At 39.9% G+C, this 22,798-nt stretch carries 25 protein-coding genes; 23 read left to right on the top strand and 2 right to left on the bottom strand.

From position 1 onward, the window contains the following. The first annotated feature begins 72 nt into the window (after positions 1–72). From ACFPA1_RS14250 to ACFPA1_RS14190, 13 genes are all read left to right on the top strand, one after another. Positions 73–654 (top strand): TerD family protein, encoded by a 582-nt coding sequence (locus ACFPA1_RS14250; protein WP_213145098.1) that lies wholly within the window; start codon positions 73–75, stop codon positions 652–654. An 80-nt stretch (positions 655–734) separates the two neighbouring features. Continuing rightward, the gene (locus tag ACFPA1_RS14245) at positions 735–1,508 is read left to right on the top strand and encodes a TerC family protein (RefSeq protein ID WP_213145099.1); all 774 of its coding nucleotides are present in this window, start codon (positions 735–737) and stop codon (positions 1,506–1,508) included. 77 nt (positions 1,509–1,585) lie between these two features. Then, positions 1,586–2,782: an HpcH/HpaI aldolase/citrate lyase family protein gene (locus tag ACFPA1_RS14240; protein ID WP_378583848.1), complete on the top strand. Its 1,197-nt coding sequence runs from the start codon at positions 1,586–1,588 to the stop codon at positions 2,780–2,782. Then, complete coding sequence (locus ACFPA1_RS14235) at positions 2,724–4,088, top strand: phosphoribosyltransferase family protein (protein ID WP_378583846.1); 1,365 nt, start codon at positions 2,724–2,726, stop codon at positions 4,086–4,088. The genes ACFPA1_RS14240 and ACFPA1_RS14235 overlap by 59 nt, the downstream gene beginning before the upstream one ends. Then, positions 4,069–5,190 carry a cysteine protease StiP family protein gene (locus ACFPA1_RS14230; RefSeq protein ID WP_378583845.1) on the top strand — a complete coding sequence of 374 codons (1,122 nt, stop codon included), beginning with the start codon at positions 4,069–4,071 and terminating at the stop codon, positions 5,188–5,190. Before ACFPA1_RS14235 ends, ACFPA1_RS14230 begins: the two co-directional genes overlap by 20 nt. Further along, a complete protein-coding gene (locus tag ACFPA1_RS14225) occupies positions 5,187–5,981 on the top strand; it encodes a hypothetical protein (RefSeq protein ID WP_378583843.1) in 795 nt (264 codons plus the stop codon). Before ACFPA1_RS14230 ends, ACFPA1_RS14225 begins: the two co-directional genes overlap by 4 nt. Positions 5,982–6,444: 463 nt before the next feature. Beyond that, a complete protein-coding gene (locus tag ACFPA1_RS14220) occupies positions 6,445–8,082 on the top strand; it encodes a YceG family protein (RefSeq protein WP_378583841.1) in 1,638 nt (545 codons plus the stop codon). 3 nt (positions 8,083–8,085) lie between these two features. Next, on the top strand, positions 8,086–9,192 hold the full coding sequence (locus ACFPA1_RS14215; RefSeq protein WP_378583840.1) for a toxic anion resistance protein: 1,107 nt from the start codon (positions 8,086–8,088) through the stop codon (positions 9,190–9,192). 20 nt (positions 9,193–9,212) lie between these two features. After that, positions 9,213–9,827, top strand: a complete 615-nt coding sequence (locus tag ACFPA1_RS14210; RefSeq protein ID WP_213145106.1) for a TerD family protein — start codon at positions 9,213–9,215, stop codon at positions 9,825–9,827. A gap of 18 nt (positions 9,828–9,845) precedes the next feature. After that, complete coding sequence (locus ACFPA1_RS14205; protein WP_378583838.1) at positions 9,846–10,424, top strand: TerD family protein; 579 nt, start codon at positions 9,846–9,848, stop codon at positions 10,422–10,424. A 121-nt stretch (positions 10,425–10,545) separates the two neighbouring features. Continuing rightward, a complete protein-coding gene (locus ACFPA1_RS14200) occupies positions 10,546–11,241 on the top strand; it encodes an anthrax toxin lethal factor-related metalloendopeptidase (RefSeq protein ID WP_378583835.1) in 696 nt (231 codons plus the stop codon). Between the two features lie 58 nt (positions 11,242–11,299). Continuing rightward, positions 11,300–12,094: a thymidylate synthase gene (locus ACFPA1_RS14195; protein WP_213145109.1), complete on the top strand. Its 795-nt coding sequence runs from the start codon at positions 11,300–11,302 to the stop codon at positions 12,092–12,094. Further along, complete coding sequence (locus ACFPA1_RS14190) at positions 12,091–12,582, top strand: dihydrofolate reductase (protein ID WP_213145110.1); 492 nt, start codon at positions 12,091–12,093, stop codon at positions 12,580–12,582. Before ACFPA1_RS14195 ends, ACFPA1_RS14190 begins: the two co-directional genes overlap by 4 nt. A gap of 32 nt (positions 12,583–12,614) precedes the next feature. Here ACFPA1_RS14190 and ACFPA1_RS14185 read toward each other — a convergent pair whose 3' ends face one another. Continuing rightward, positions 12,615–12,848 (bottom strand): hypothetical protein, encoded by a 234-nt coding sequence (locus ACFPA1_RS14185; RefSeq protein WP_213145111.1) that lies wholly within the window; start codon positions 12,846–12,848, stop codon positions 12,615–12,617. A gap of 310 nt (positions 12,849–13,158) precedes the next feature. Between ACFPA1_RS14185 and ACFPA1_RS14180 the strand changes: the two genes are divergently transcribed. The 7 genes from ACFPA1_RS14180 (at position 13,159) to ACFPA1_RS14150 (ending at position 17,795) form a co-directional block, all read left to right on the top strand. After that, on the top strand, positions 13,159–13,353 hold the full coding sequence (locus ACFPA1_RS14180; protein ID WP_213145112.1) for a twin-arginine translocase TatA/TatE family subunit: 195 nt from the start codon (positions 13,159–13,161) through the stop codon (positions 13,351–13,353). 108 nt (positions 13,354–13,461) lie between these two features. Then, positions 13,462–14,193 carry a twin-arginine translocase subunit TatC gene (tatC, locus tag ACFPA1_RS14175; protein ID WP_378583831.1) on the top strand — a complete coding sequence of 244 codons (732 nt, stop codon included), beginning with the start codon at positions 13,462–13,464 and terminating at the stop codon, positions 14,191–14,193. 414 nt (positions 14,194–14,607) lie between these two features. Continuing rightward, positions 14,608–15,012: an AIR synthase-related protein gene (locus ACFPA1_RS14170; protein WP_378583828.1), complete on the top strand. Its 405-nt coding sequence runs from the start codon at positions 14,608–14,610 to the stop codon at positions 15,010–15,012. 285 nt (positions 15,013–15,297) lie between these two features. Then, complete coding sequence (tapA, locus tag ACFPA1_RS14165) at positions 15,298–15,828, top strand: amyloid fiber anchoring/assembly protein TapA (RefSeq protein ID WP_378583826.1); 531 nt, start codon at positions 15,298–15,300, stop codon at positions 15,826–15,828. A gap of 42 nt (positions 15,829–15,870) precedes the next feature. After that, on the top strand, positions 15,871–16,455 hold the full coding sequence (sipW, locus tag ACFPA1_RS14160; RefSeq protein ID WP_378583823.1) for a signal peptidase I SipW: 585 nt from the start codon (positions 15,871–15,873) through the stop codon (positions 16,453–16,455). Positions 16,456–16,512: 57 nt separating this feature from the next. Next, on the top strand, positions 16,513–17,139 hold the full coding sequence (locus ACFPA1_RS14155) for a TasA family protein (protein WP_378583821.1): 627 nt from the start codon (positions 16,513–16,515) through the stop codon (positions 17,137–17,139). Positions 17,140–17,171: 32 nt separating this feature from the next. After that, positions 17,172–17,795, top strand: coding sequence for an LPXTG cell wall anchor domain-containing protein (locus ACFPA1_RS14150; protein ID WP_378583818.1), 624 nt, complete (start codon positions 17,172–17,174; stop codon positions 17,793–17,795). Between the two features lie 67 nt (positions 17,796–17,862). On the opposite strand, the gene ACFPA1_RS14145 is transcribed toward ACFPA1_RS14150, so the two are convergent. Beyond that, positions 17,863–18,762, bottom strand: coding sequence for an MBL fold metallo-hydrolase (locus tag ACFPA1_RS14145; protein ID WP_378583816.1), 900 nt, complete (start codon positions 18,760–18,762; stop codon positions 17,863–17,865). A gap of 180 nt (positions 18,763–18,942) precedes the next feature. Between ACFPA1_RS14145 and ACFPA1_RS14140 the strand changes: the two genes are divergently transcribed. Genes ACFPA1_RS14140 through ACFPA1_RS14130 form a run of 3 tightly spaced genes read left to right on the top strand, consistent with a single transcriptional unit; the run spans position 18,943 to position 22,732 of the window. Beyond that, positions 18,943–20,457, top strand: a complete 1,515-nt coding sequence (locus ACFPA1_RS14140) for a spore germination protein (protein ID WP_378583814.1) — start codon at positions 18,943–18,945, stop codon at positions 20,455–20,457. A gap of 12 nt (positions 20,458–20,469) precedes the next feature. Beyond that, positions 20,470–21,591, top strand: coding sequence for a GerAB/ArcD/ProY family transporter (locus tag ACFPA1_RS14135; protein WP_378583811.1), 1,122 nt, complete (start codon positions 20,470–20,472; stop codon positions 21,589–21,591). Next, positions 21,575–22,732, top strand: a complete 1,158-nt coding sequence (locus ACFPA1_RS14130; RefSeq protein WP_378583808.1) for a Ger(x)C family spore germination protein — start codon at positions 21,575–21,577, stop codon at positions 22,730–22,732. Before ACFPA1_RS14135 ends, ACFPA1_RS14130 begins: the two co-directional genes overlap by 17 nt. The last annotated feature ends 66 nt before the right edge of the window (positions 22,733–22,798 follow it).

Raw genomic sequence — 22,798 nt, 5'->3', positions numbered from 1 at the left:
TTATTGTAAAATTGAAACCTTTTTAAAGGAACGCTCGTAAATAAACTATTACCCAATTAGGAGGAAAGAAAAATGGCAATCAGTTTATCAAAAGGTCAAAAAGTTGATTTAACAAAAACAAATCCCGGCTTATCAAAAGTTGTTGTTGGACTTGGATGGGACACCAATAAATATGACGGCGGTAATGACTTTGATTTGGATTCTTCGGTGTTTTTATTAGGAGAAAACGGAAAAGTCACAACAGAAACAGATTTTGTTTTTTACAATAACCCGCAAGGTGCGGGTGGTGCGGTGGTACATACTGGGGATAACCGGACCGGTGCAGGTGATGGCGATGATGAGCAAGTAAACATTAATTTATCGGCAGTTCCAGCCAACATCCAACGGATTGCCTTTACGATTACAATCCATGATGCAGCAAGCCGTAATCAGAACTTTGGACAGGTATCAAACGCATATGCACGGATTTTCAACGAAGAAACCGGCCAAGAATTAATCCGCTATGATTTGGGCGAAGATTTCTCTATCGAAACAGCGATTGTTGTTGGAGAATTGTATCGTCATAGCGGCGAGTGGAAATTCAGTGCCATCGGCAGCGGCTACCAAGGCGGGTTAGCAGCACTGGCAACTGATTTTGGCCTGCAGGTTGGTTAATTCATTAGAGAAAACAGAGACCCGGCGCTCGCTGGGTCTTTTTAACAAAAAATAGCGAACATCCAGGGGGAATTTTTTTAATGGCAGTATTGCAAGGAATTATAGACACGTATGCCCAATTCTTTAATTGGGAAATGTGGGGAGAAGTTTTAACAGACCCGGTAGCATGGGGACTTATTGGTACATTAGTGATTCTTGAAGGTCTGCTTTCAGCAGATAATGCCCTTGTTTTAGCTGTAATGGTAAAGCATCTTCCGCCTGAAAAACGCAAAAAAGCTCTTTTCTACGGTTTGCTTGGAGCTTACGCATTTCGATTCATTGCGATTGGAATTGGCGTTTACCTCATCAAATTCTGGTGGGTAAAAGTGTTTGGTGCGGGGTATCTTGCCTGGCTCTCGATAAAATACTTCATGGATAAGAGAAGAGCCTCTGAAGCAGAGGAAGAAGAGGCAAAAGGCATGAACCAAAGCGGACTCCTCATTCGTCTTTTCGGAACCTTCTGGGGAACCGTTGTTGCAGTTGAGTTAATGGACATTGCCTTCTCTGTTGACAGTGTTCTTGCCGCTTTCGGCGTCAGCGGTGAAGTATGGGTTCTTTTATTGGGAGGAATTCTCGGGGTGTTAATGATGCGAGGTGTTGCCGGTGTATTCCTATCATTAATTGACCGAATTCCTGAGCTTGAAACCACAGCGTATATTTTAATTCTATTAATTTCTATTAAAATGCTTCTATCAGTCTTTCATATCGATGTAGGACATGTCACCTTCTTTATCATCTTGCTAGTAACGTTTGCCGCTACATTTGTGGTTCATTTTATGAACAAAAAGAAGGAAAATAGCACAGAAAATCATTAATAAAAAATTTCGCATGAAAGAAAGGGAGCTGACGTGAGTTGTCTCCCTTATTTTTTACGATAAAGAGGAGTAAAAAAATGCGTTTTTTTACATATTTTTACGAAGATGAATTGATGCGGTATTTCTACAAAAGGCCTGAGGAATTTAATAAATATTCGGGTCGTGAGCTATTGTCCTATGGTCTGGGAGCAACCTTGTACATGCCTGCGGACCGCCCGGATTTTCATCAGGAAATCCTGTCAAAAAAGCTTTCCGGTCTAACATCTGTGGTTATTGATCTCGAAGATGCTGTAGGTGATAGCCGGGTTTTTGGTGCGGAGAGTTTGCTGATTGATGAACTGCAAAAATTATTCCGGGCACTGAACGAAGGGTTTATAAGCATCGAGGATCTTCCATTGATGTTTGTGCGAGTTCGAAATCTAAAACAGCTGCAAACGGTTAAAGAGCGGCTGGAAGATGCTGTACAACTATTAACTGGTGTTGTTCTTCCGAAATTTTCTTCGGAGAATGGGGCAGAGCTGTTACATGAGGTCCTGAAAATCCATACTAACGAACATCCTTTTTATGCGATGCCGATTCTCGAAACGGGCAGGGTTTTACATAAGGAAACAAGAATGGAAGAGTTGGTAAGGATTAAACAAATAGTTGATCGATACAAGGAAATTGTTTTAAATATCCGTATCGGCGCAACTGACTTCTGTGGGCTGTACGGGATTCGCCGCAGTCCGGATACAACGGTTTACGATATTGCGATTTTAAGAGATTGCATATCAGATATCATTAATATTTTCGGGCGCATTGACAGTCCGTATGTTGTTTCCGGTCCAGTCTGGGAGTATTTTTCCGCTAAAAACAGAATGCTAAAGCCGCAGCTAAGGCAAACTCCATTCCGTGAGCGGTTTGGGGATGAGGGGCTTCATTGGCGAAGGCGGTTAATCGAAGAAAATCTCGATGGACTGATGAGAGAAACCCTAATGGACATTGCCAACGGAATATCCGGAAAAACGGTGATTCATCCGTCACACATAAAAATTGTTCAATCCCTAAATGTTGTCCCTTATGAGGAATATGTTGATGCATCAAATATAATCAAAGCGGCCACAGGGGAAATAGGTGTCATGAAAAGCGATTTTGCCAATAAAATGAATGAAATAAAGCCCCATCTCTACTGGGCAGAAAAAATAATGTTAAAATCACGGCTTTACGGGGTGTTACATGAAGAATTCACAAACATTGACCTTATCAAAAAAGAGGTATACATTTCCCATTCTTAATGCGATTGAGGTTACTATAAACATTACTGAAAATCCCTATGAGCTGCCGCCCGAAGAGCTCTTTACAATGGCAGCACGAATAAATAAGAAGCGGTCGTTTTTGTTTGTCAGCAAGGTACTAGGCAAGCATATTCCCGTTAAACCAAAAAGAAGTTTATTAACTGCAGCCCTGTTAGGCAGCCAGTTCATGGAGGTTGTGAAGGGATTAGACTGTGTGGAAAAGGAGCAAATGCTAAGAGCTTTTCTTCAGAATGAGGATTATATTCCCGCCCCATTTATCTCTGAAGCTATCAATCCTGTCATAATCGGTTTTGCCGAAACAGCGACTGCCCTTGGGCACGCTTTCTTTGATTGTTTTAAGGAAGCGGATTTCTTTCATACCACCAGGGAGAATATCGATGGTCTGAATCCAGACATCACTTTTGAAGAAGAGCATTCCCATGCCACCTCGCATCGATGCTATGTTCCTCGTGAAATGATGGAAAATTACCGGGAAATTATCTTGGTCGATGATGAAATAACAACAGGGAAAACGGCACTTAATATAATTCGCTCCATACATGCCCGCTTTCCAAGGAAACTGTATACCGTGGTTTCTATCCTGGATTGGCGCTCGCCCGAAAACCGTCGGGATTTTGCCCGCCTAGAAAAGGAACTTGGTATTACTATTCATGTGATAAGTCTGTTAACTGGAGAGGTGTCGGTAACGCAATTCAAGGAGATTACACAAGGGACCAACGATGGGATGGATTCGAAGTATGAAGAGATGTCTGTTGAAAAATTAACTCTATCTGCTCATTTTTGCAAAACTCCTTATCTTACAAGTAATGCATTCTATTTGAAGGAAACGGGCCGTTTTGGCTTAGCGGCGGAAGAAAATCGCTTGCTTCAGCAAAAAGCAGAAGAAGCAGCGGGGATTTTAAAGGAATTAAGAACCGGAGAGAAAACCCTTTGCCTTGGAACAGGGGAATTTATGTATGTGCCGATGCGAATTTCCGCTTTAATGGGAAGCGGTATTTCCTATCAGTCAACAACAAGAAGCCCCGTACATATTGAAAATCAGGATGGTTACGGAGCAAAATTCGGAGTCGCTTTTCCTAACCCGGAGGATCATGATATTCCTTATTTTGTGTATAATATCCCACCTGGCCATTACGATGAATTATTTGTTTTTTTTGAAAGAGAAATAGACTCTGAGAGTCTTCTTCCATTTCTAAAGGAATTGCAAAAGACGCAAATTCCTTCGCTAAAGCTTGTCTTTTTCTCTGATGCAGGAGGTGATGGTCATGTATCAAGCAAAAAATAAACCTGCCATGATAGGTACTTACAGTCCGGATGATTGTTTATTTCTGTTAAAGGATTTAAGCAAGATTAAGCTTGAGGACTCTACAGAAAACAGGGAGTTGAAAATTCAAACAGGGGGCCATTACAGTGAATCTCTGCCGATTGAGTACCAGCCGCCTAAAGACTATGTAGAGCTGTTTTGGAATACATTACACGAATATAAACATAAGGTAGCCTTATGCATCGGTGTTGCTGCTGAGCAGATTTTTTCATTAAAAGGAAAAAATACAGTGCTGGTTTCTTTGGCAAGGGCGGGAACACCTGTCGGCATATTAATAAAAAGATATATCCAAAAACGCTATAATGTGTCACTGCCGCATTACAGTATTTCTATCATTCGCGACCGGGGCATTGATGAAAATGCGATTGCCTATATTTTGGGTGAACATCCCGAAGGAAGGATTCAATTTGTCGACGGCTGGACAGGAAAGGGAGCTATTTCGTTGGAGTTGACAAAGGCATGCCGTCAATTTGAAGAAAAATATGGAATCCAGCTTGATGATACGCTTGCCGTCCTTGCTGATCCCGGCTATTGTACGAGCGTTTTTGGGACGAGGGAAGATTTTCTTATCCCCAGCGCTTGTTTAAATTCGACTGTATCGGGGCTGGTAAGTCGGACGGTGCTAAATAATACCTATATCGGAAAAAATGATTTTCATGGTGCCAAATTTTACAAAGAGTTGACAGATGCTGACGTGTCCAACACCTTTATTGACATTATTGACGGCGAGTTTGCCGGAATTTCGGAGCAAGCAAGCGGCATCGCAGTGCAACGGTTAAATGAGAATATTACGGCTGAATTTCTCGGGATGCAGGCTGTTCAAAAAATCCAAGCCGAATTTGGGATTGAAAATACCCATCATATTAAACCCGGCGTAGGAGAAACCACCAGGGTGCTGTTAAGAAGGGTTCCTTGGAAAATATTAATGCGCGACAAAACAAGCCCATTTGTTAAGCATATCCTGATGCTCGCTGAAGAAAAGGGAGTCGAGGTTATCGAGTATCCGGATATTCATTATCTTTGCTGCGGCATCATTAAATCTGTTAAGGGGAACCAGCCATGATATTTGCATCTGACCTAGACCGGACGATTATCTACTCCACAAGGGCGGTTGAAGAACTAGGCGGTCCAAATATAATAGAATTAAAGCCGGTTGAACGAAGGGACGGGATGTGGATGGCCTACATGACGGAACCTTCGTATCAGGCACTTACTGAACTTTCGCGTTCAAGCCTTTTTGTCCCCGTGACAACTAGAACAACAGAACAATTTAAGCGTTTTGTTATTTTTGATGAAAGCATTCACCTTCCCTATGCAATTACGACAAATGGTGCTGTGATCATGTATCAGGGTAAACCACTTCCAGAATGGGACGACCATATTTCCAAGGCGATAGATGAAGAGTCTACCGTGCCAGAGGAATTACGTTCTGCTATAAGAAGAGAAGGGATTGAGCTAAACGGGCGGTTAAAGCAGGTGGGAAACCTATTTTTCTACTATATTCTAGATTGTTTCCCAACCATCGATGAAATAGCAATGTTAAGGGCATTGGCCGCCCAGCTCGGATGGAGAATTTCCCTTCAGGGGAGAAAGCTTTATTGTTTACCAAGTGCGATTAGAAAAGGTGCGGCCCTGGAATTTATTTGCCACCGAGAACAGAAGAAAGCGATTGCAGGGGCGGGCGACTCCATCCTTGATATGGATTTCCTTGAAATCTGCCAGCACCGCCTTGTTCCAGGGCATGGTGAACTGGCGAAAATGTCCGATACCGAAGGCCTTACCTTTACCAATCAAACAGGGGTTCAAGCCGGTGAGGAAATTTTGCAGATATTTTTAAAACTACTTAAAGGTTAGTTTTTATCCCCCTCCGAAAACCTGCTGATTATGAAATAAATACTGGAAAATATTCCGTAGGATCCAGCCAAGAACAAAATGGATATGACAAAGGATTGGAACACCGGTCCTAGGAGGAGCGTAAAAATTAAACTGAATACAAATAAATCAAGATATATAAAAAGGTCTGAGGCCATGACCTCCATTACAGTTTCCAGTTCCTCCTGCAGCATGTTTATATGCGGCCGTTTAAATAATGATCTCATGAAGTCACCTACTTTAGTGTGAGTATTCAAATAATATGTAGGGACAAGGATAAAGGTGAAAACGCAAGAATTGTGTCCAATTACGAAACATTTATTGACATCATTCGTATAAACAAATGAACCATTTTGCTAACTGTGTTATGATGATATTGATGAGGGAATCTTACATAATTTGCTAACGAAGAATAAAAGCTTTTGCTTCAAAGGAAGGGACTACGATGCATCCACCTTTAAATCATTTAAATCCCCGGCCTTTAGCCCTTTCATATGAAAATTGGCTCGGCATGCTCCAAAAGATGCTGCCCGAGCGACCCAATTTTTCAATCGAGAATGGGACCATTCAAATCGGCCAAGTTGTTGGGATTTTCCTTGGAATACCATTTGACACAGATGAATATTATAATCAGCTTTTCGAATACGTCCATACGCCAGATTTAAATTTACACTTATTAAGTGACGATTCTCTCGATAAATCTATTAACAATGCCCACTTCCAATCCATCCAAAAGGTGATTAACATTAATCAGGAACAAAAGCTGTCGATTAACCGTTTCACCGCTTTTTTGGAAGGGGAACAGCTGTTATTAAAATCAAAAGACCCGGTCATTCATCGGAAATTGCGGGAAGCAATGATTACTACCCTTGAATTATTTGACTTCCTTGAAAGGGAAGGAATCAAAAATCCGGACCTGAGGCGTGTTCTCGTTGATATTGTAAAATGGACCATCAATCATCTTCGGCCGGCACTCAAAGCAGCAGACCCGCAAAGGGAAATGCCGAGGTTTTTATGGTATGGAGATTTCAAAAAGAGTCATCAGTATTTTCTATTTTATTTAATCCAGCTTGGCTGTGACATTATCTTTTTCCATCCGGAAGGCAAGAATGCTTTAGAAGGGTTACTTAAGGAGTCCGTTTTTACTCATCAATTTGAGCAAAACCTTCCGGCTGAGCCCTTTCCTACTGAGAAGCGGACCCGTAAAGCAACCGTTGCTTACCGGGCCTCCAAAGAAATTGAAAACATTCTTAATCAGGAAGGGTCAGGTCTTTACAAGCCTTGGCAGCTAAGGGACTATACCCCTTCTTCAATCACGCTTCGAACTACTTATGATGAGCTATTTATTCTCAGTAAAGAAGCGGCAATGATTCGCCCTGATTTTGAAGTAAGGGATGGAAAAGTTCAGATTCCGTCACTCTTTGCCAAAATACAAGGTGTTAGCAAAAACAGAAAAGAATATTGGGACCGCCTTCATTCGTTAAGTCAATTGGAAAATACGCTGCTTATCCGCAGGCTCCCAATGACCATCCCTAGCACTAGTGATTTTCGGTTTCATTATCGAAACGCGCTCGGCAATGATGGTTTGGTCGTTCCGGAAAAAATGATGCAGGCTCACTACTGGCCTTATTCCTTTTTGCCGGCAGGTCTGCAAAAAGGAATCGCGGCAGCGGTTAAAAAATTGTGCGAAAAGCCGGATCTAAAGCCTTTGGCAATGGAAGGCATCGAGGAACTGAAAGTATTTCTCTTCACTCAGGCGATGTTTATGCCCAAGAACATCATTCAGCTAATCGAGAAATTTGATTACTCGCAGGAGGTCCCAAAATTAATCATTTTTAATAATGAAACAACAGGGATGCTGTCGCGGTCCGATGCGGTTTTACTGCTGCTCTTGAATCAATTTGGAATTGATATCATCCTTTACAATCCAACTGGACATAATGACATTGAAAATTACCTTGATTCAATTAATTTCGATATCCACTGGCTTGATGATATGGTTTTTGACTTGGAATATAAAGAACCGTCTTTATTTAAAAAAGGTCTTTTTCATGGCATTTTAAAAAATTTAAGGGGAGATTAAAGCATGAATTTAACACCAAATCCATCCAGTGATGTTACCTCTCAGCCTGCCGAGGACATGCTGACGGAAAAAAAAGTCTCAGACATTAAGCTTGCCCTTCGCAAGGAACTGGAAATCCAAAACCTTGCTAGTTCGATTGACGAACGCGACCAAATTCAGGTACTGGAATTCGGAAAAGAACCTGCCGTGCAAATTTCCCGATTTTCGGACCAAATCTTAAGCAACATGCGGACAACTAAAGTGGAGGATTCCGGCGAACTGTTAAAACAGCTTGGACGCATTATGGATAAATTCGATCCGAAGGATTTTCAAAAGTCCTCAGGAGGCTTGTTCTCTAAACTTTTTAAAAAGGGCGAAAAAATGGTCGAAAAGCTGTTTGGTAAATATCAGACGATGGGCTCGGAAATTGACAAGGTGTATGTGGAAATATCCAAGTACCGTTCTGAAATGGTTGATTCCACCAACATGCTTGAATCCATGTACGAGCAAAACTACCAATATTATTTAACGCTTGAGAAATATGTGGTTGCCGGCGAATTGAAGGTTGAGGATTTAAAAAATAATCAGTTGCCGCAGCTTGAAGCCCGTGCTGCTTCTGGTGATCAGCTTGCTTCCATGCAGCTGGATTCATTAAAGAATGCCATCGAATTATTGGAGCAGCGGATTTACGATTTGGAAATGGCGAAGATGGTTGCCCTGCAAACGGCGCCGCAAATCCGTATGCTGCAGCGTGGAAATACGAAATTAATTGGAAAAATCAATTCTGCTTTTGTAACCACGATCCCGATTTTTAAAAATGGCTTAATCCAGGCAGTGGCCGCCAAAAGGCAAAAGCTAGTTGCTGATTCGATGAGCGAGCTTGACCGGCGTACCAATGAGATGCTGCTCAGAAACGCCCAGAATATTTCGCAGCAAAGTGCCGATATTGCAAGACTTGCAGGCGGCCCAAGCATTAAAATCGAAACGATTGAAGAATCTTGGAATATCATTCTCAAAGGCCTTCAGGAAACAAAGGCCATTGAAGAGGAAAATAGACGTCTGCGCCAGGAAGGCACAAGACGATTGGAGCAGCTGCAGGATAATTTTAAGAAAATAAAACAGCAATACTAAAATTTTATGAGGTGATAGACATGGCAATTAATTTACAAAAAGGACAAAGAGTTGACTTAACAAAAGGCAACCCTGGTTTGACTAAAATTATGGTAGGATTGGGCTGGGATCCAGTTCAAAGCAGCGGCGGAGGAGGCGGCTTCTTCGGTTCTTTGTTTGGGGGCGGGGGTGCACCGAATGTTGATTGTGACGCTTCCGTTATCATGCTAGGTGCAAATGACCGCCTGCAAAATAACAAAGATGTTATTTATTTTGGAAATTTAACGAGCGCAGACGGGTCCGTCCAACACTCCGGCGACAATTTGACTGGTGATGGAGACGGCGACGACGAACAAGTCATGATTGATTTAAGCAGAGTGCCGTCTAATATTGAAAAGCTTGTTTTCGTGGTAAATATTTATGATTGTGTGAAGCGGAAGCAACACTTTGGGATGATCCGCAATGCCTTTATTAGAGTCGTGAATCCGGGCAATCATCAAGAATTAATTCATTATAATTTGACTGATGACTACAGTGGCAGAACTTGCTTAGTAACAGGTGAGATCTACCGCCACGGCAATGAGTGGAAGTTTGCTGCTATCGGCAGCGGCACCAACGCTGCTTCCTTGAGTGAAGTTGTTCGTTCCTATAGCTAATTTTGTGAGGTGATACTTGTGGGAATTAACTTAGCAAAAGGTCAAAGAATTGATCTGACAAAAACCAATCCTGGCTTAACCAAAGTGATTGTCGGCCTTGGCTGGGATACGAACCGCTATCATGGCGGCCACGATTTTGACTTGGATGCATCAGCATTCTTAACGGATGCAAACAGCCGGGTCACAAATGATATGGATTTTGTCTTTTATAATAATTTAACTGATCCTTCAGGGGCGGTTGAGCACACAGGCGACAACCGAACCGGTGAAGGCGATGGCGATGATGAGCAAATAAAGATTGATTTCAGCAAGGTACCTGCCCACGTCCATCGCATTGCGATAACTGTAACGATTCATGATGCTGAAGTGCGAAATCAAAATTTTGGTCAAGTAAGTAACGCCTTCGCCCGTGTAGTCGATGAAGATACAGGCCGTGAAATCCTAAGGTTCGATCTAGGTGAAGACTTTTCCGTTGAAACTGCAGTCGTTATCTGCGAGCTGTATCGCCATAATGGTGATTGGAAATTCAATGCCGTAGGCAGCGGCTTTGCAGGCGGACTCGCTTCACTTTGCCGTAATTTCGGGCTGCAGGTATAGTATGAAAGGAAGCCGCCAGGGAATGTCCTGGCGGCTATTTTTTCTTCCTAAAATGTACAAATATTTAAACCTATTTCCATGTTATAATCCTATTAAAATACTTGCTAGATGAGGGATGAACATGCGTAAATGGGTTATATTTTTTTTGATTGTCACCTTGTCCCTAGTTTCTGTAACGACCTCAAAAGCCTCGATTAATGGCATGCGGATCAGTGATTTTCCAAAAAATTCGCAGCTCTATGAATCTATTAAAATATCTCCTAATAATGTTAACCAAATTATTATTTTACCGTCGCAGCCTTTTGATGAAAAAGAGGCTGCAAAAATAATAAATAGGTTTAGTTCCTTACCGAAATCTTTATTAAATAAAATATATCAAAATGGTATTAACCTAAAACTTTTTACCGGAAAGCTTACCGATAATCCAACAGCAAAGCAGCTGAAAGGAAAAATCCCACGGGGCTATCCGGCGAATACAACTTGGGATGATGTCCCTGGCATCGGCGGCGGGAAGGTCGTCTTGGTCAAGATCGGTGCAAGTGATAAAGGCAAGGGACACGGTTCCATCAACCTGGAACTGCATGAAATGGCGCACTCCATCGACCATATTATTTTAAATAATGTAAGCCAAACAAAGGAATTTAAAACACTGATGGAAAACGAGCACGAGAAATTGTTCCCGGGCAAAAGCTATTTTCAATACCCGGAAGAATATTTTGCTGAAGCCTTTTCGATGTATTTCTTAAATTCCGAATCTAAAGCACAATTAAAATGGAAAGCTCCGGAAACATATAATTTCTTCAGAAGCCTTTTTTAATCGCCTGCTTATTGGTAAAATGAAAAAATATGAACAGTAATTAGGGGAGTGTAAAATTTTGAAACAATATCTAGACCTATGCAAGCATGTGCTTGAGCATGGAACAGTTAAGGGCGACCGCACAGGCACCGGAACGATCAGCACATTCGGCTATCAAATGAGGTTTAATTTAGAGGAAGGCTTTCCTCTTATGACAACTAAAAAACTTCATCTAAAATCCATTATTTATGAACTTTTATGGTTTTTAAATGGTGATACAAACGTTAAATACCTTCAGGATAACGGAGTTAGAATCTGGAATGAATGGGCCGATGAAAACGGCGAGCTGGGTCCAGTTTACGGTCATCAATGGCGTTCCTGGACAGGCGCCGACGGCCAAACGGTTGACCAAATCAGTGAGTTAATCGAGCAAATTAAAACGAATCCCAATTCCAGAAGATTGCTTGTCAATGCGTGGAACGTGGCAGAAATTGATAAAATGGCTTTGCCTCCATGCCATTGTATGTTCCAATTTTATGTGGCGGATGGAAAATTGTCCTGCCAGCTTTATCAGCGCTCAGCCGATGTGTTCCTTGGAGTGCCTTTTAATATTGCTTCCTATGCCATGTTGACAATGATGATTGCCGAGGTTTGCGGCTTAAAGCCCGGTGAGTTTGTCCATACTTTTGGGGATGTTCATATCTACCAAAACCATCTAGAGCAAGTAAAGCTGCAGTTGGAAAGAGATCCGAGACCATTGCCGCAATTAAAAATCAATCCTGACGTTAAGGACATTTTTTCCTTCAAATTTGAGGACTTTACGTTAGAAAACTATGACCCGCATCCGCATATCAAAGGAGTCGTCAGCGTATGATTTCCTTTATCGTCGCAATGGACCAAAACCGGGTCATTGGCAAAAATAATCAGCTGCCATGGCACCTGCCTGAGGATTTAAAATTCTTTAAGCGAGTAACCATGGGGCATCCGATTGCAATGGGGCGTAAGACACATGAATCAATCGGCCGCGTCCTTCCAGGAAGGGAGAACATCATTATAACCAGGCAAAAAGAATATCGACCTGAGGAATGTACGGTCTTTACCTCCGTTGATGAATTCGTTCGCTACAGCAAAGAGCAAAACGACGAAATTTTTGTCATCGGCGGGGCAGAAATTTTTAAAGAGACGTTCCCTTTTGCCGATCGTCTTTACATAACCTTTATTAACGAGGAATTTTCAGGTGACACGTTTTTTCCGGAATTCAACGAAAATAACTGGATGCTTGTTTCCTCCGAAAAAGGTTTAAAGGACGAAAAAAATCCCTACGATTATGAATTTAGAATTTATGACCGAAGAGTGGTTTAAAAAACAAAAAGCATCAGCTGCGGCTGATGCTTTTAATATCCGTTTAATTCATACTCTGATAGTTTTGCTAACATTCCTCGGAATTCGTGTGGATGGCAGAATTCTTCCTCATGGAAATGTGCCTTAATCCAAGCAATTAATTCTTTTGGACTGTTAAAATATTCACCGCTTCGATCACTTTTCCGAATGGTATACCTTCCATTGTCATCGTCAATTGTTACCTCGACTGGCAAGGCCCCGTCAAAACTAAAAAGAGAAAATTCCATCCCACTCACATCCTTTTTGTAAACTAAATTTTTCAAAAAGTATATGTTTTAATGTACCAATTATATGCAAAATTCTAATAATTGTCAAAATATTTTAAAAATTATATCTAAAAAAAGAACGTTGACTTCAATTGATGTTATTGTTAAATTTTTATAGAGTCGATATATTAAATGCGAAATATCACAGTTATGTTATTTTTAGTGGATATTGTGAATTTAATATGAATTATTGCAAATAATTATCCCAAAATGATTATTCAATACTATAATCATCTTAAGAGGTTACTTTATTTCAAAGGGGCTGTAAATTATGTTTTCTAATATTGGCGTACCGGGATTAATCCTTATTTTAACACTTGCACTGATTATTTTTGGACCGAAAAAACTACCGGAAATTGGCCGTGCCTTTGGACAAACGTTAAAAGAATTCAAAAAGTCAACTCGTGAACTTACCGACGATGTGATGGAAGACATCAAGGAAGAAAAGGAAAAATTGAGCAAATAGGGTGTAAGATTTTGTGTCTTGCACCTTTTTCTTCTCAGTTTTAAAACTATTTTAACGAGAGAAAACTGGTTAATTAAGAATTACCATTGAAATTGGCAGGGGAAACTCATGGAAGATAAAGAACTACAGTTAGTCGATCATTTAGAAGAATTACGAAAACGGATCATTATCTCGGCGCTGGCTTTTGTGGTCTTCTTTATAGTTGGCTTTATTTATGTTGATGATATTTATAAATGGTTTGTCGGCAGTACAAAGCTTTTAGTGCTTGGTCCAAGTGATATAATGTGGATTTATTTCATGCTTGCTGGAGTGGTTGCGATTGCTGGAACAATTCCGGTGCTGGCGCTGCAAATATGGCTGTTTGTCAAACCTGCCTTGAAACCGATTGAAAGAAAAATTACGCTATCATATGTTCCGGCCTTGTTCATTTTATTTATTGCTGGTCTCGCGTTTGGCTATTTTGCCATTTTTCCGATGGTTCTTAACTTTTTGGTGAACATCGGCCAAGATATGTTTGTGACCAATTTTACGGCAGATCGCTATTTTAGTTTTATCTTGAATATGACTCTGCCGTTTGGAGTATTGTTTGAACTTCCGGTGGTTGTTATGTTTTTAACCTCGCTTGGTATTATTAATCCATTTGTGCTGACAAAGGTCCGTAAATATGCTTATTTTGTATTGATTATCATCGCGGTCGTAATTACACCTCCGGATTTTATGTCTGATTTCGTCGTGACATTGCCGCTATTGCTTCTTTATGAAGTCAGCATTAATCTATCTAAATTTGTGTATCGAAAAAAGCTAAAGAAAGACCAAGAAGAATTGGTAGAAGTTAATTAAAACAAACAAAACCCTAAGGGATTTATTCTCTTAGGGTTTTTTTATGTATGTATTTCCCACTTTTCTATAAAGATGATAAAGCAGCGCTATTGGGAAGCCTGCAGTTACCGATTGTAATACTGAAAAAATGCAAGCAGTATAGACCAGCTGACAGAGTAGCGTAAGGAATGAGTACAATATGGGGGATGCTCTCATATACTCTACTCCATCATTTATTTTATTTAAGACGATAAGCTATCCTGCATGGTAATGACGAGTGTAAATCCATCGGGAATTCCAATTCTTTATAAGGATTAGGAAGCTTTTCATTACTTAGACGGAACCGCCGATCATTCATCTGGTCCATGACCGGATGTTTCTCTCCATCATGCAATTACTGTTCCCATTAACAGTGATTGTGCATCACTAAACGGAATGCTGCTGGATGTCTTACGGAATACTGCTGGAGTGAAAATTATGCGTGACCCAACAAGGGGAGGTCTTGCCACTACCCTGGTGGAAATCGCTGAAGACTTCAATTTAACAATGAAAATCAATGAATTGGATGTACCCGTCAGGCCGGAGGTACATGGTGTTTGTGACCTGTTAGGCTTTGACCCGCTTTACTTGGCCAATGAAGGTAAAGCTATAATAGTAGTCGATAATAAAGAGAAAGAAAAAGTAATTGATATTTTAAAAAGATTCCCTGAAGGACAGAACGCAGTGGTGATCGGTTCGATAATCGGGAAACAAAAAGGTCAGCTCCTACTCGAAACACCATTGGGTTCAAAACGGGTAATGAATAGATTGTCCGGACCGATGTTTCCGAGAATATGTTAAGAAAATCCCTCATTCTGGGTCCCAGAATGAGGGGTTTTTAATTGAAAGGGACTTTTAACAATTGTTCAATATTAAGAACAAATCTATTGAGCTGAAACGAGGGATAATATGAAAAATAGTAAAATTTCGTTAATAGAGCCCAAAATTGTTCTTAATAAAGTTAAAATAGTCTGTTTTAAGGATTTCAAAAATCTAGTAAATGTATTATACTAGATTTAGTAGTTCTTTAATGAGAACGAAGTGTTATTTTTTATAGACCGTTTGCCCTAAATTTAATATGAAAGGGTGAGAAAAATTAGATATTTAAGGAAAAGAAGGTACAGGGACAGAAGTCAGTATTTAATTGTGGGACTTGGATTGTTAATAGCTTTTTATTTTCTCATTCTTGCAGGAGTTCAGGTGAATTCTTTCACGAATGCCTCCTTTAATGATGTTGAAAAAGTAAATGGCTCTTTAGCAGTTGAGGGTGACTGGGATAAAAGTTCTCTAACGATGGGAACCATTATTGACAAGACTTGTGGGGAAATATCGGTCACCGTAAGTACAAACCAAAACCCAATTCTTTATTCCACCTGGAGGTACTATGTTTACAAGGTTTCAGCCTCAAAAACACCGATAGGGGAACCGATTGATAGCGGAGTCATTCCACCTATGCAAGGAAATTCTTCTTTTACGATAGTCTCCACCAAGGTGGTCGAAAATGGAACCTATCAATTTAAGCTTAGAAGACCAATGGGCCATCCTGGAAATGTTGAACCAGATGGCTACTCCTACATCTGGAGTGATCCAATTACTGTCACGGATTGTACTCAATAAGGAAATATATTTATTCACAATTGGATTCAAAGGGGAGCTCCCATGAAGAAAATAATAAAAGATACCATTTATGTAATAGTAATGATTTCATTAGCATTCATGTTAGTTAGTGTGGCTGCCTCTAGAATTTCAGGTAGTGAACCTCAATTATTTGGCTATCAGTTTAAAACTGTTTTATCCGGATCTATGGAACCAACCTTTAACACAGGTTCAATAATATTAGTGAAAAAGATAAAAGGTTCAGAAATCTTTAAAACTGGCGATGTCATCTCCTTTAAGCAAGATAGGCAGCATGTTATCACTCACAGAATTACAAATGTTGTCCAGCAAAATGGGAAGGTATTCTATCAAACCAAGGGAGACAACAATAGCTTTAAGGATAGAGATTTGGTTCCTTCAAACACAACCATAGCAAAATACACAGGGATAACCATTCCGTTTATTGGTTTTCTATTAAAATTCTTCAGTTCAAAAGCTGGTATGGCTCTTCTATTCATCCTACCAGGTCTTTTGCTTCTCACCTATTCTATTATAACTATCAGGCAAGCAGTAAAGGAAAAGGCAAAGTTGGCAAGACGGTCAAGGAAAGATGTGGCGAATAAATTTGGCGATAGCTGGACCCCTTAATTGGGTTCAAATAAATTAACCCGACTGGGTAATTAATTTTGAGGGAGGAACCATGAAATGAATACGAAAAAGAAAATGAACATGGGTATCTTAGCCGGAGCATTAGGTATTGCACTAATTGGCGGGGGAACATGGGCTGCATTCAATGATGTTGAAACAGTAAATAGTTCAATTGCGGTTGGCACATTGGATTTGGCTGCTAATCCTTCAACGCTATTTAATGTCGAGAATTTAAAACCTGGTGACTGGTTCGAAAAAACATTGACGTTGTCCAATGCCGGCAGTTTGGATATAAATGACATTAACTTATACTTAACTCCATCTAATTGGCAGGATGTACAACATCAGAACCTTCCTGACAATGGTGTAAACACCTTAAATCAATTTCTACAACAATTTGATGTGACGATTACACGGGGAAATACCGAAATTTTTAAAGGAAGTGCAGATACTTTAAGTGCACAAAGTCTGGAGGTATCCGGTACAGCAAATAACGGCGCTGTTGCATTAGCACCTGAGGCAGAAATGAACTTAAAGATTAAGGTTGAGTTTAAAAATGATCCTTCAAACTATCCTAATAGCAGACTGCAAGTACAAAACAAGTATCAGGGTGAAAATGTGAATCTGACATTGGAATTTGAAGCAACACAGATGCCAGGTGAACAAGTTAATTTGGATAAATAGAAAAAATTATAAGTATAGAAAGGTAGACAGATATGAAACTGATACCTTATCTTTTTGCTATTCTATTGGCTATTTTGGTCGGGCTTGTAACACCAACACTTGCAGATGCCCAAAGCAATGAAATTGATATTGCTTCAAGCCCGCAAAAAATTTTTTTTAGTGTCAGTAACTATAAGCCCGGAGATCAATTGAGTAAAACACTAATTGTCAGGAATAATGGAAAACAAGATTTTAGGTATGTACTTTCTAACAGTTTTCTTAACGGTTCTGAGAAACTTTACAATGAACTGTTATTAAAGGTAAATGATAAAAACAAGGTGCTGTATAACGGGAAATTAAAGGACTTTAATAAATTGGAGTCAAGGTTGCTAGCAAAAAATAATGCTGACCAGCTTACCTTTTTGATAGAAATTCCATACGAACTTGGAAATGACTTTCAAGGATTGGGAAGTGAATTTCAAATTAAACTCTACGCAGAAGGTTCTTCAAACGGGACAATACCGATAAACAATGGTTCCACCCTTCCTAAAACCGCAACAAATATCTTTAATTTTATTGCGGCCGGCGGTGCCATAATTGTTTCAGGAATGATGATGCAACTTTATTTTTCCAAACGAAAAAGAAAAGTAGAGCAAAATTATGTGAACCTTGATTAAAAATAACAATCAAGGTTCTTTATTTTTTTAAAGTAGAGTAAAAAAATAGAATGGCACATGGACCATTCTATTTTAATTTAATAATTTCAGCTGCTTTTTCTTCAACTGAATAACCAAGTCGCCTTAGGTGCTTGCGGATGCCACTTCGCTCCCATGTATTTAGAAGTGGATTGGCAAGAGAACTTTTGGGATAAAATATCCCAATTTTAGTTATTTCTTCAAAACTCAAACCCTGCTGTATATAGTTTTCGATTATCTCATCCCGGCGATTAATCACCGCAAGGAATTTATCCATGGCTTCTGTAAATTCCGCTTTCGTAAAAATCCCTTTTTGATGGCCTGTAATGTAAGTATCGGCATCGAGAGACAGAAGCCGTTTGCCTGAATTGATGAAATCTTCAATATTACCATCAGTCCCGTTATACCATGGACCAAAGGTGGTCATATCATAATCGCCAGCAAACACGACCCCGTGCTCCGGAAAGTATGGGCAGGCTAGGCCGCTTGTATGTCCGGGAGTATGCAAAAACACTACTTTTACATCATCAAATACATATTCTGTCTCGTATTCATATGTTCCTGAAAAACCCCCAAGATTTTGAACCCATTCCTGTGGAAGAGTTTTTTTCCATGCTTCCGCACCTTTATAACCCCACTCTTGATAGACTCCATTGGCATGGGCAATTCCTTCCACTGACCTGGATGTTTCAAATTCTATCTTATTTATAAGTTTGGTCGCATCTCGGAACAGGTGATTATGTAGGGTATGGTCAGGATGGTAATGGGTATTAATGATGAGATCAATTCCTATTTCGTGGTCCAGTTCAAGAAGAGCTTTTGCCTCTGCTCCACTGTCAATTAGCACCTTTTCCTCGCAGTCGATATACAAGCTCCGTGAGAAAGGGACTTTGCTGCTATTTGGACCTTCCACTATGATAATAGGGCCAATTCGATTCAATGAGTTCACTCTCCTTTTCTATCTATTTAAAAATTCATAATTTTCACCGATGAATGAATACTCATTCATAATACCACAATATTTTGTTCTTCTCAAAATTTTTTTTATCATTCAGACTGCTTTGGAATTTGGGTAAAAAATAATTATTTGGAAAAAATAATCTAAACTGACAACAATAGGTGCTGGAATATGTTCAAATGGAAAAAAGAGAGTAAGTCACAGGAAGAACTTAAAGCCCATAGCTTATATATCGATGAATTAAAAGAGCAATTAAAAAACGAACTCCTCTATTCGGATATTACCTTTCGTCATCTGAAGAAAAACGGTAATAGAATCGTCTTTTGTTTTTTAGAAAGCCTGATTGACAAGAGTAGCTTGGATGAATTTATTCTTGCCCCGATTCAAAATAATGAGAAGATTGAATGGTCTGTCCAAGGATTCACGCAGGTTCTGCCATTATCGGTCTTAACAGTAACCAATCAACTGAGTGAAATTATCAGCGGGCTGATTGAAGGTAATGTTTATATATATGTGGAAGGGGACCCGTATGGTCTATTAACAAATCTCAGCAAGACGGTTGAACGTGGAGTGGAGAAGCCAGAAACGGAATCAAACGTTTATGGCCCGAAGATTTCGTTTACGGAATCCCTCGTCAGCAACATGAATATTTTAAGAAACAATTTAAAGGACCCGAACCTTTGTATGCAGGACCTTGTAGTGGGAAAAAGGGTGAAAACAAAAGCGAAACTCGTCTACATACAGGGAATTGCCGATGAGGAACTTGTCACCACCTTAAAACAAAGGATCAGTGAGCTTGAAATAGATTATGTCCCTGGTAACACTGTACTTGGACATTTGATTGAAAACAACAGCTGGAGCGTGTTTCCACAGTTGATGACGACTGAGCTCCCGGACCGGATATCCATTGCTCTATACAGGGGCAAAGTTGCTGTTCTAATGGACCGAAGTCCAGATTGTCTTTATGGTCCCACAACCTTTTTCTCCTATTTTGAGTCTACCGAAGATGTTTATATGCGGTGGAATATGGGGCTGTTCTTACGGGTCTTGCGATTGACGGCGCTTTTTTTATCCGTCCTTTTGACGCCTGCCTATGTTGCGGTTCTGACCTATCATTATGAAGTTATACCGTCACCCATGCTGGTTACATTGGGTGAGTCAAGGTCAAAGGTACCCTTTCCACCGGTCTTTGAAACATTGCTGTTAGAGTTTGTCATAGAGTTGCTTCGCGAGGCCGGTGCCAGACTGCCAACAAAAGTAGGCCAGACCATCGGTATCGTGGGTGGTATTGTCATTGGACAGGCAGCCGTTCAGGCCGGTTTTACCAGTAACATTCTAATTATTATGATTGCATTAAGTGCTCTCGGGTCTTTTACAACCCCAAGTTATTTAATGGGTACAGCAATCAGAATGATTCGTTTTCCAATTATCATTATTGCTGGTATTTGGGGCGGAATTGGGATTATGGTTGCATTTTGTTTTTTTATCATTCATCTGCTAAGGCTGGAAACACTGGGCAAACCATATCTTTCGCCAGTTTATCCTTTGCAATGGCGAGATCTGGGATATAGTTTTTTCCTTGTGCCTTATCAATATCTTGCCAAACGTCCTCAGACCAATAAACCATTAGACAAAGAGCGTTTTTCGGGAAAAAAAGCAAAGCTAAAAAAAGATATAGATGAATAGAGGGCGATGTAAATGGAGGTGAATGTTAAGCCAAGAGATGGATTGCAGGTTCATGCATTCCTGCTCATCTTTATTGTTCACTCCACCCAAATTGGTGTAGGACTTGTAGGCCTGCCAAGAATTGTTTATTTAGACGCAGGCCATGACGGCTGGATTTCTGTTTTCTTAGCAGGGGTGCTGGGAGGCGTGTCTTTGTGGTTCATGGTAAAAATGCTTGGTCAATATGACAGCGCCGATTTATATGGCATCCATGCCGATGTATTCGGAAAATGGCTAGGGAATTTTCTCAGTCTGCTTTATATGGGTTATTTAGCTGCAGCCTTTTTTGTGATTTATATGAATTACATAGAAATTGTGCAGGTGTGGATTTTTCCGAACCTTCCAACCTGGCAGCTTGGGTTAGTGCTGATTCTGCTTTCTGCCTATGCTGTTTATGGAGGAATAAGGGTTGTTATAGGAACCGCTTTTTTATCAGTGATGGGGACGCTTTGGATGGTTTTGGTCCTATTTGTTCCTTTAAAACATTCGGAAATAAATCATATATTTCCGATATTAGATGCCGATATCGAACAAATTCTTATAGGAGCTCACAATTCCTCCTTATCAATGATGGGGATGGAATTAGTCTTATTTGTCTACCCATATATAAAAGAAAAACAAAAAACTCAAATTTTCTCCCAAATAGGCAATGCATATACGGCCTTTATTTTTACACTTGTTACGTTTGTCTCGATAATTTATTATGCTGGTGGAAGTTTGGAACAAACCATTTGGCCTGTTATATCGTTGTTCAAAATAGTCCGCCTTCCCAATTTGGAAAGGTTCGAAATTATCGCTGTTTCTTTTTGGATGCTTATTATCCTGCCTAATTTGTGTATTTATTTGTGGGCAGCCTCGAAAGGTTTCTCACGTATATTTGCTGGAAAGCAAAAATGGGGGCTTTGGATTCTTGCCAGCTTAATCTTTGTATCTTCATTTTTTGTTAAAGCAAGATATCAAATGAATCTGATTTCAGATATAATCGGAAGATTCGGTTTTTATGCTGCAGTTTGTTACCCGATTCTTTTATATTTCATTGTTTCTGTCAAAAACAAGTTTTTTAGGGGGAAGAACAATCATGCTAAAGGGTCCTAAATGGAAAACCGCTATATTGATGATTGCCAGCACCCTTTGTTTATCTGGATGCGTGGAGGCGCGGCAATTAGAGAAATTAGGACTGATTACGGCTGTTGGCTATGATTTGGATGGGAAGAATAAAATCAAGGGGACAGTGGTTGTTCATAAATTTGATGCACTGGCGAAGAATGTGACAAAGGTTATTTCAGTAGAAGCCCATACGAGTAAAACTTTACGACAGAAACAAAATCTTCGTTCTGACCAAAGGCTTGTATCAGGGCAGCTGCGCTGTGTCGTGTACAGCAAGGAGCTTGCCGAGAAAGGAATTGTGCAGCTTGTTGATACGCTCAACCGTGACCCAACTATCGGGAATATGGTTTTTTTGACGATTGCGGAGGATGAAGCTTCTTCTATCATTAACGTGGGTAAGAACAATGAAAAGCAAAATTTCGGTACGTATTTGTATAATTTAATTAATCAAAATGTCCAAAGTGAGCAGATGCTCGAACCAACCCTGCAGGAGTTTAATCACAGTTACCAAGATAATGGTAAAGACCCGGTTTTACCTCTTCTTAAAGTAGAGAGTGGCGATGTGGCCGTTACGGGAACAGCCCTTTTCAAGGATGACATGCTTGTTACAATATTGCCAACTAATAAGCTCTTTTTTTTGAAAATTTTAGCGGATAAATATAAATCCGGTACCAAAGAATTGGGTTTTAATCGTGCAGACTTCAAGAGCATTATTAAGGAAGAGGAGGGGCGGAATTTTCGGACGGTATATAATAAATTATTCCTAAATATCGATAATATCCGAAGTCATACCAAAATAAAATTAGTGGATAAGAAAAACCTTCGATTTAGAATTGAGATTAAATTTGCTTCGAGGCTGTTGGAATCAACAGAGCCTCTCGAATTGACAAGCGCTAAAAATATTAAATTCATCGAGGGACAGATAGAAAAGAAAATGGAAAAGGAAATATACGATTTGCTCGTTTTTTTTCAAAAGCAAGGAGTAGACCCGGTCGGAATAGGAAATGAGTATATTACACATATACGCGGGAATGAAGTTACTTCAAAAGATTGGAGAAGTATTTATAAAAATGCTAAATTTGAAGTGCATGTGAAAACTACTATTGTAAAAACGGGAGTAATAGATTAAAATACGCTTTTTCTTTCCTCTTTTTTAAAACTTTGTTAAACTATTCACGGATGGAATAGAGGAAGG

The organism is Neobacillus sp. GCM10023253, from assembly GCF_042653105.1.
GTDB classification, from domain to species: Bacteria; Bacillota; Bacilli; order Bacillales; family Cytobacillaceae; genus Neobacillus; species Neobacillus citreus.
The sequence above is the reverse complement of the archived record's forward strand: the minus strand, read 5'-3'. Positions and strand labels throughout refer to the sequence as shown.

Bases quoted from the DNA above. Each gene is read 5' to 3' on its own strand.
- ACFPA1_RS14190 (WP_213145110.1), top strand. From the start codon at position 12,091: ATGATTTCCTTTATCGTCGCAATGGACCAAAACCGGGTCATTGGCAAA.
- ACFPA1_RS14220 (WP_378583841.1), top strand. From the start codon at position 6,445: ATGCATCCACCTTTAAATCATTTAAATCCCCGGCCTTTAGCCCTTTCA.
- ACFPA1_RS14150 (WP_378583818.1), top strand. From the start codon at position 17,172: ATGAAACTGATACCTTATCTTTTTGCTATTCTATTGGCTATTTTGGTC.
- ACFPA1_RS14155 (WP_378583821.1), top strand. From the start codon at position 16,513: ATGAATACGAAAAAGAAAATGAACATGGGTATCTTAGCCGGAGCATTA.
- ACFPA1_RS14135 (WP_378583811.1), top strand. From the start codon at position 20,470: ATGGAGGTGAATGTTAAGCCAAGAGATGGATTGCAGGTTCATGCATTC.
- ACFPA1_RS14210 (WP_213145106.1), top strand. From the start codon at position 9,213: ATGGCAATTAATTTACAAAAAGGACAAAGAGTTGACTTAACAAAAGGC.
- ACFPA1_RS14230 (WP_378583845.1), top strand. From the start codon at position 4,069: ATGTATCAAGCAAAAAATAAACCTGCCATGATAGGTACTTACAGTCCG.
- sipW (WP_378583823.1), top strand. From the start codon at position 15,871: ATGAAGAAAATAATAAAAGATACCATTTATGTAATAGTAATGATTTCA.
- ACFPA1_RS14235 (WP_378583846.1), top strand. From the start codon at position 2,724: ATGAAGAATTCACAAACATTGACCTTATCAAAAAAGAGGTATACATTT.
- ACFPA1_RS14140 (WP_378583814.1), top strand. From the start codon at position 18,943: ATGTTCAAATGGAAAAAAGAGAGTAAGTCACAGGAAGAACTTAAAGCC.
- ACFPA1_RS14185 (WP_213145111.1), bottom strand. From the start codon at position 12,848: ATGGAATTTTCTCTTTTTAGTTTTGACGGGGCCTTGCCAGTCGAGGTA.
- ACFPA1_RS14250 (WP_213145098.1), top strand. From the start codon at position 73: ATGGCAATCAGTTTATCAAAAGGTCAAAAAGTTGATTTAACAAAAACA.
- ACFPA1_RS14180 (WP_213145112.1), top strand. From the start codon at position 13,159: ATGTTTTCTAATATTGGCGTACCGGGATTAATCCTTATTTTAACACTT.
- tatC (WP_378583831.1), top strand. From the start codon at position 13,462: ATGGAAGATAAAGAACTACAGTTAGTCGATCATTTAGAAGAATTACGA.
- ACFPA1_RS14245 (WP_213145099.1), top strand. From the start codon at position 735: ATGGCAGTATTGCAAGGAATTATAGACACGTATGCCCAATTCTTTAAT.
- ACFPA1_RS14130 (WP_378583808.1), top strand. From the start codon at position 21,575: ATGCTAAAGGGTCCTAAATGGAAAACCGCTATATTGATGATTGCCAGC.
- ACFPA1_RS14215 (WP_378583840.1), top strand. From the start codon at position 8,086: ATGAATTTAACACCAAATCCATCCAGTGATGTTACCTCTCAGCCTGCC.
- ACFPA1_RS14200 (WP_378583835.1), top strand. From the start codon at position 10,546: ATGCGTAAATGGGTTATATTTTTTTTGATTGTCACCTTGTCCCTAGTT.
- ACFPA1_RS14240 (WP_378583848.1), top strand. From the start codon at position 1,586: ATGCGTTTTTTTACATATTTTTACGAAGATGAATTGATGCGGTATTTC.
- ACFPA1_RS14170 (WP_378583828.1), top strand. From the start codon at position 14,608: ATGCTGCTGGATGTCTTACGGAATACTGCTGGAGTGAAAATTATGCGT.
- ACFPA1_RS14225 (WP_378583843.1), top strand. From the start codon at position 5,187: ATGATATTTGCATCTGACCTAGACCGGACGATTATCTACTCCACAAGG.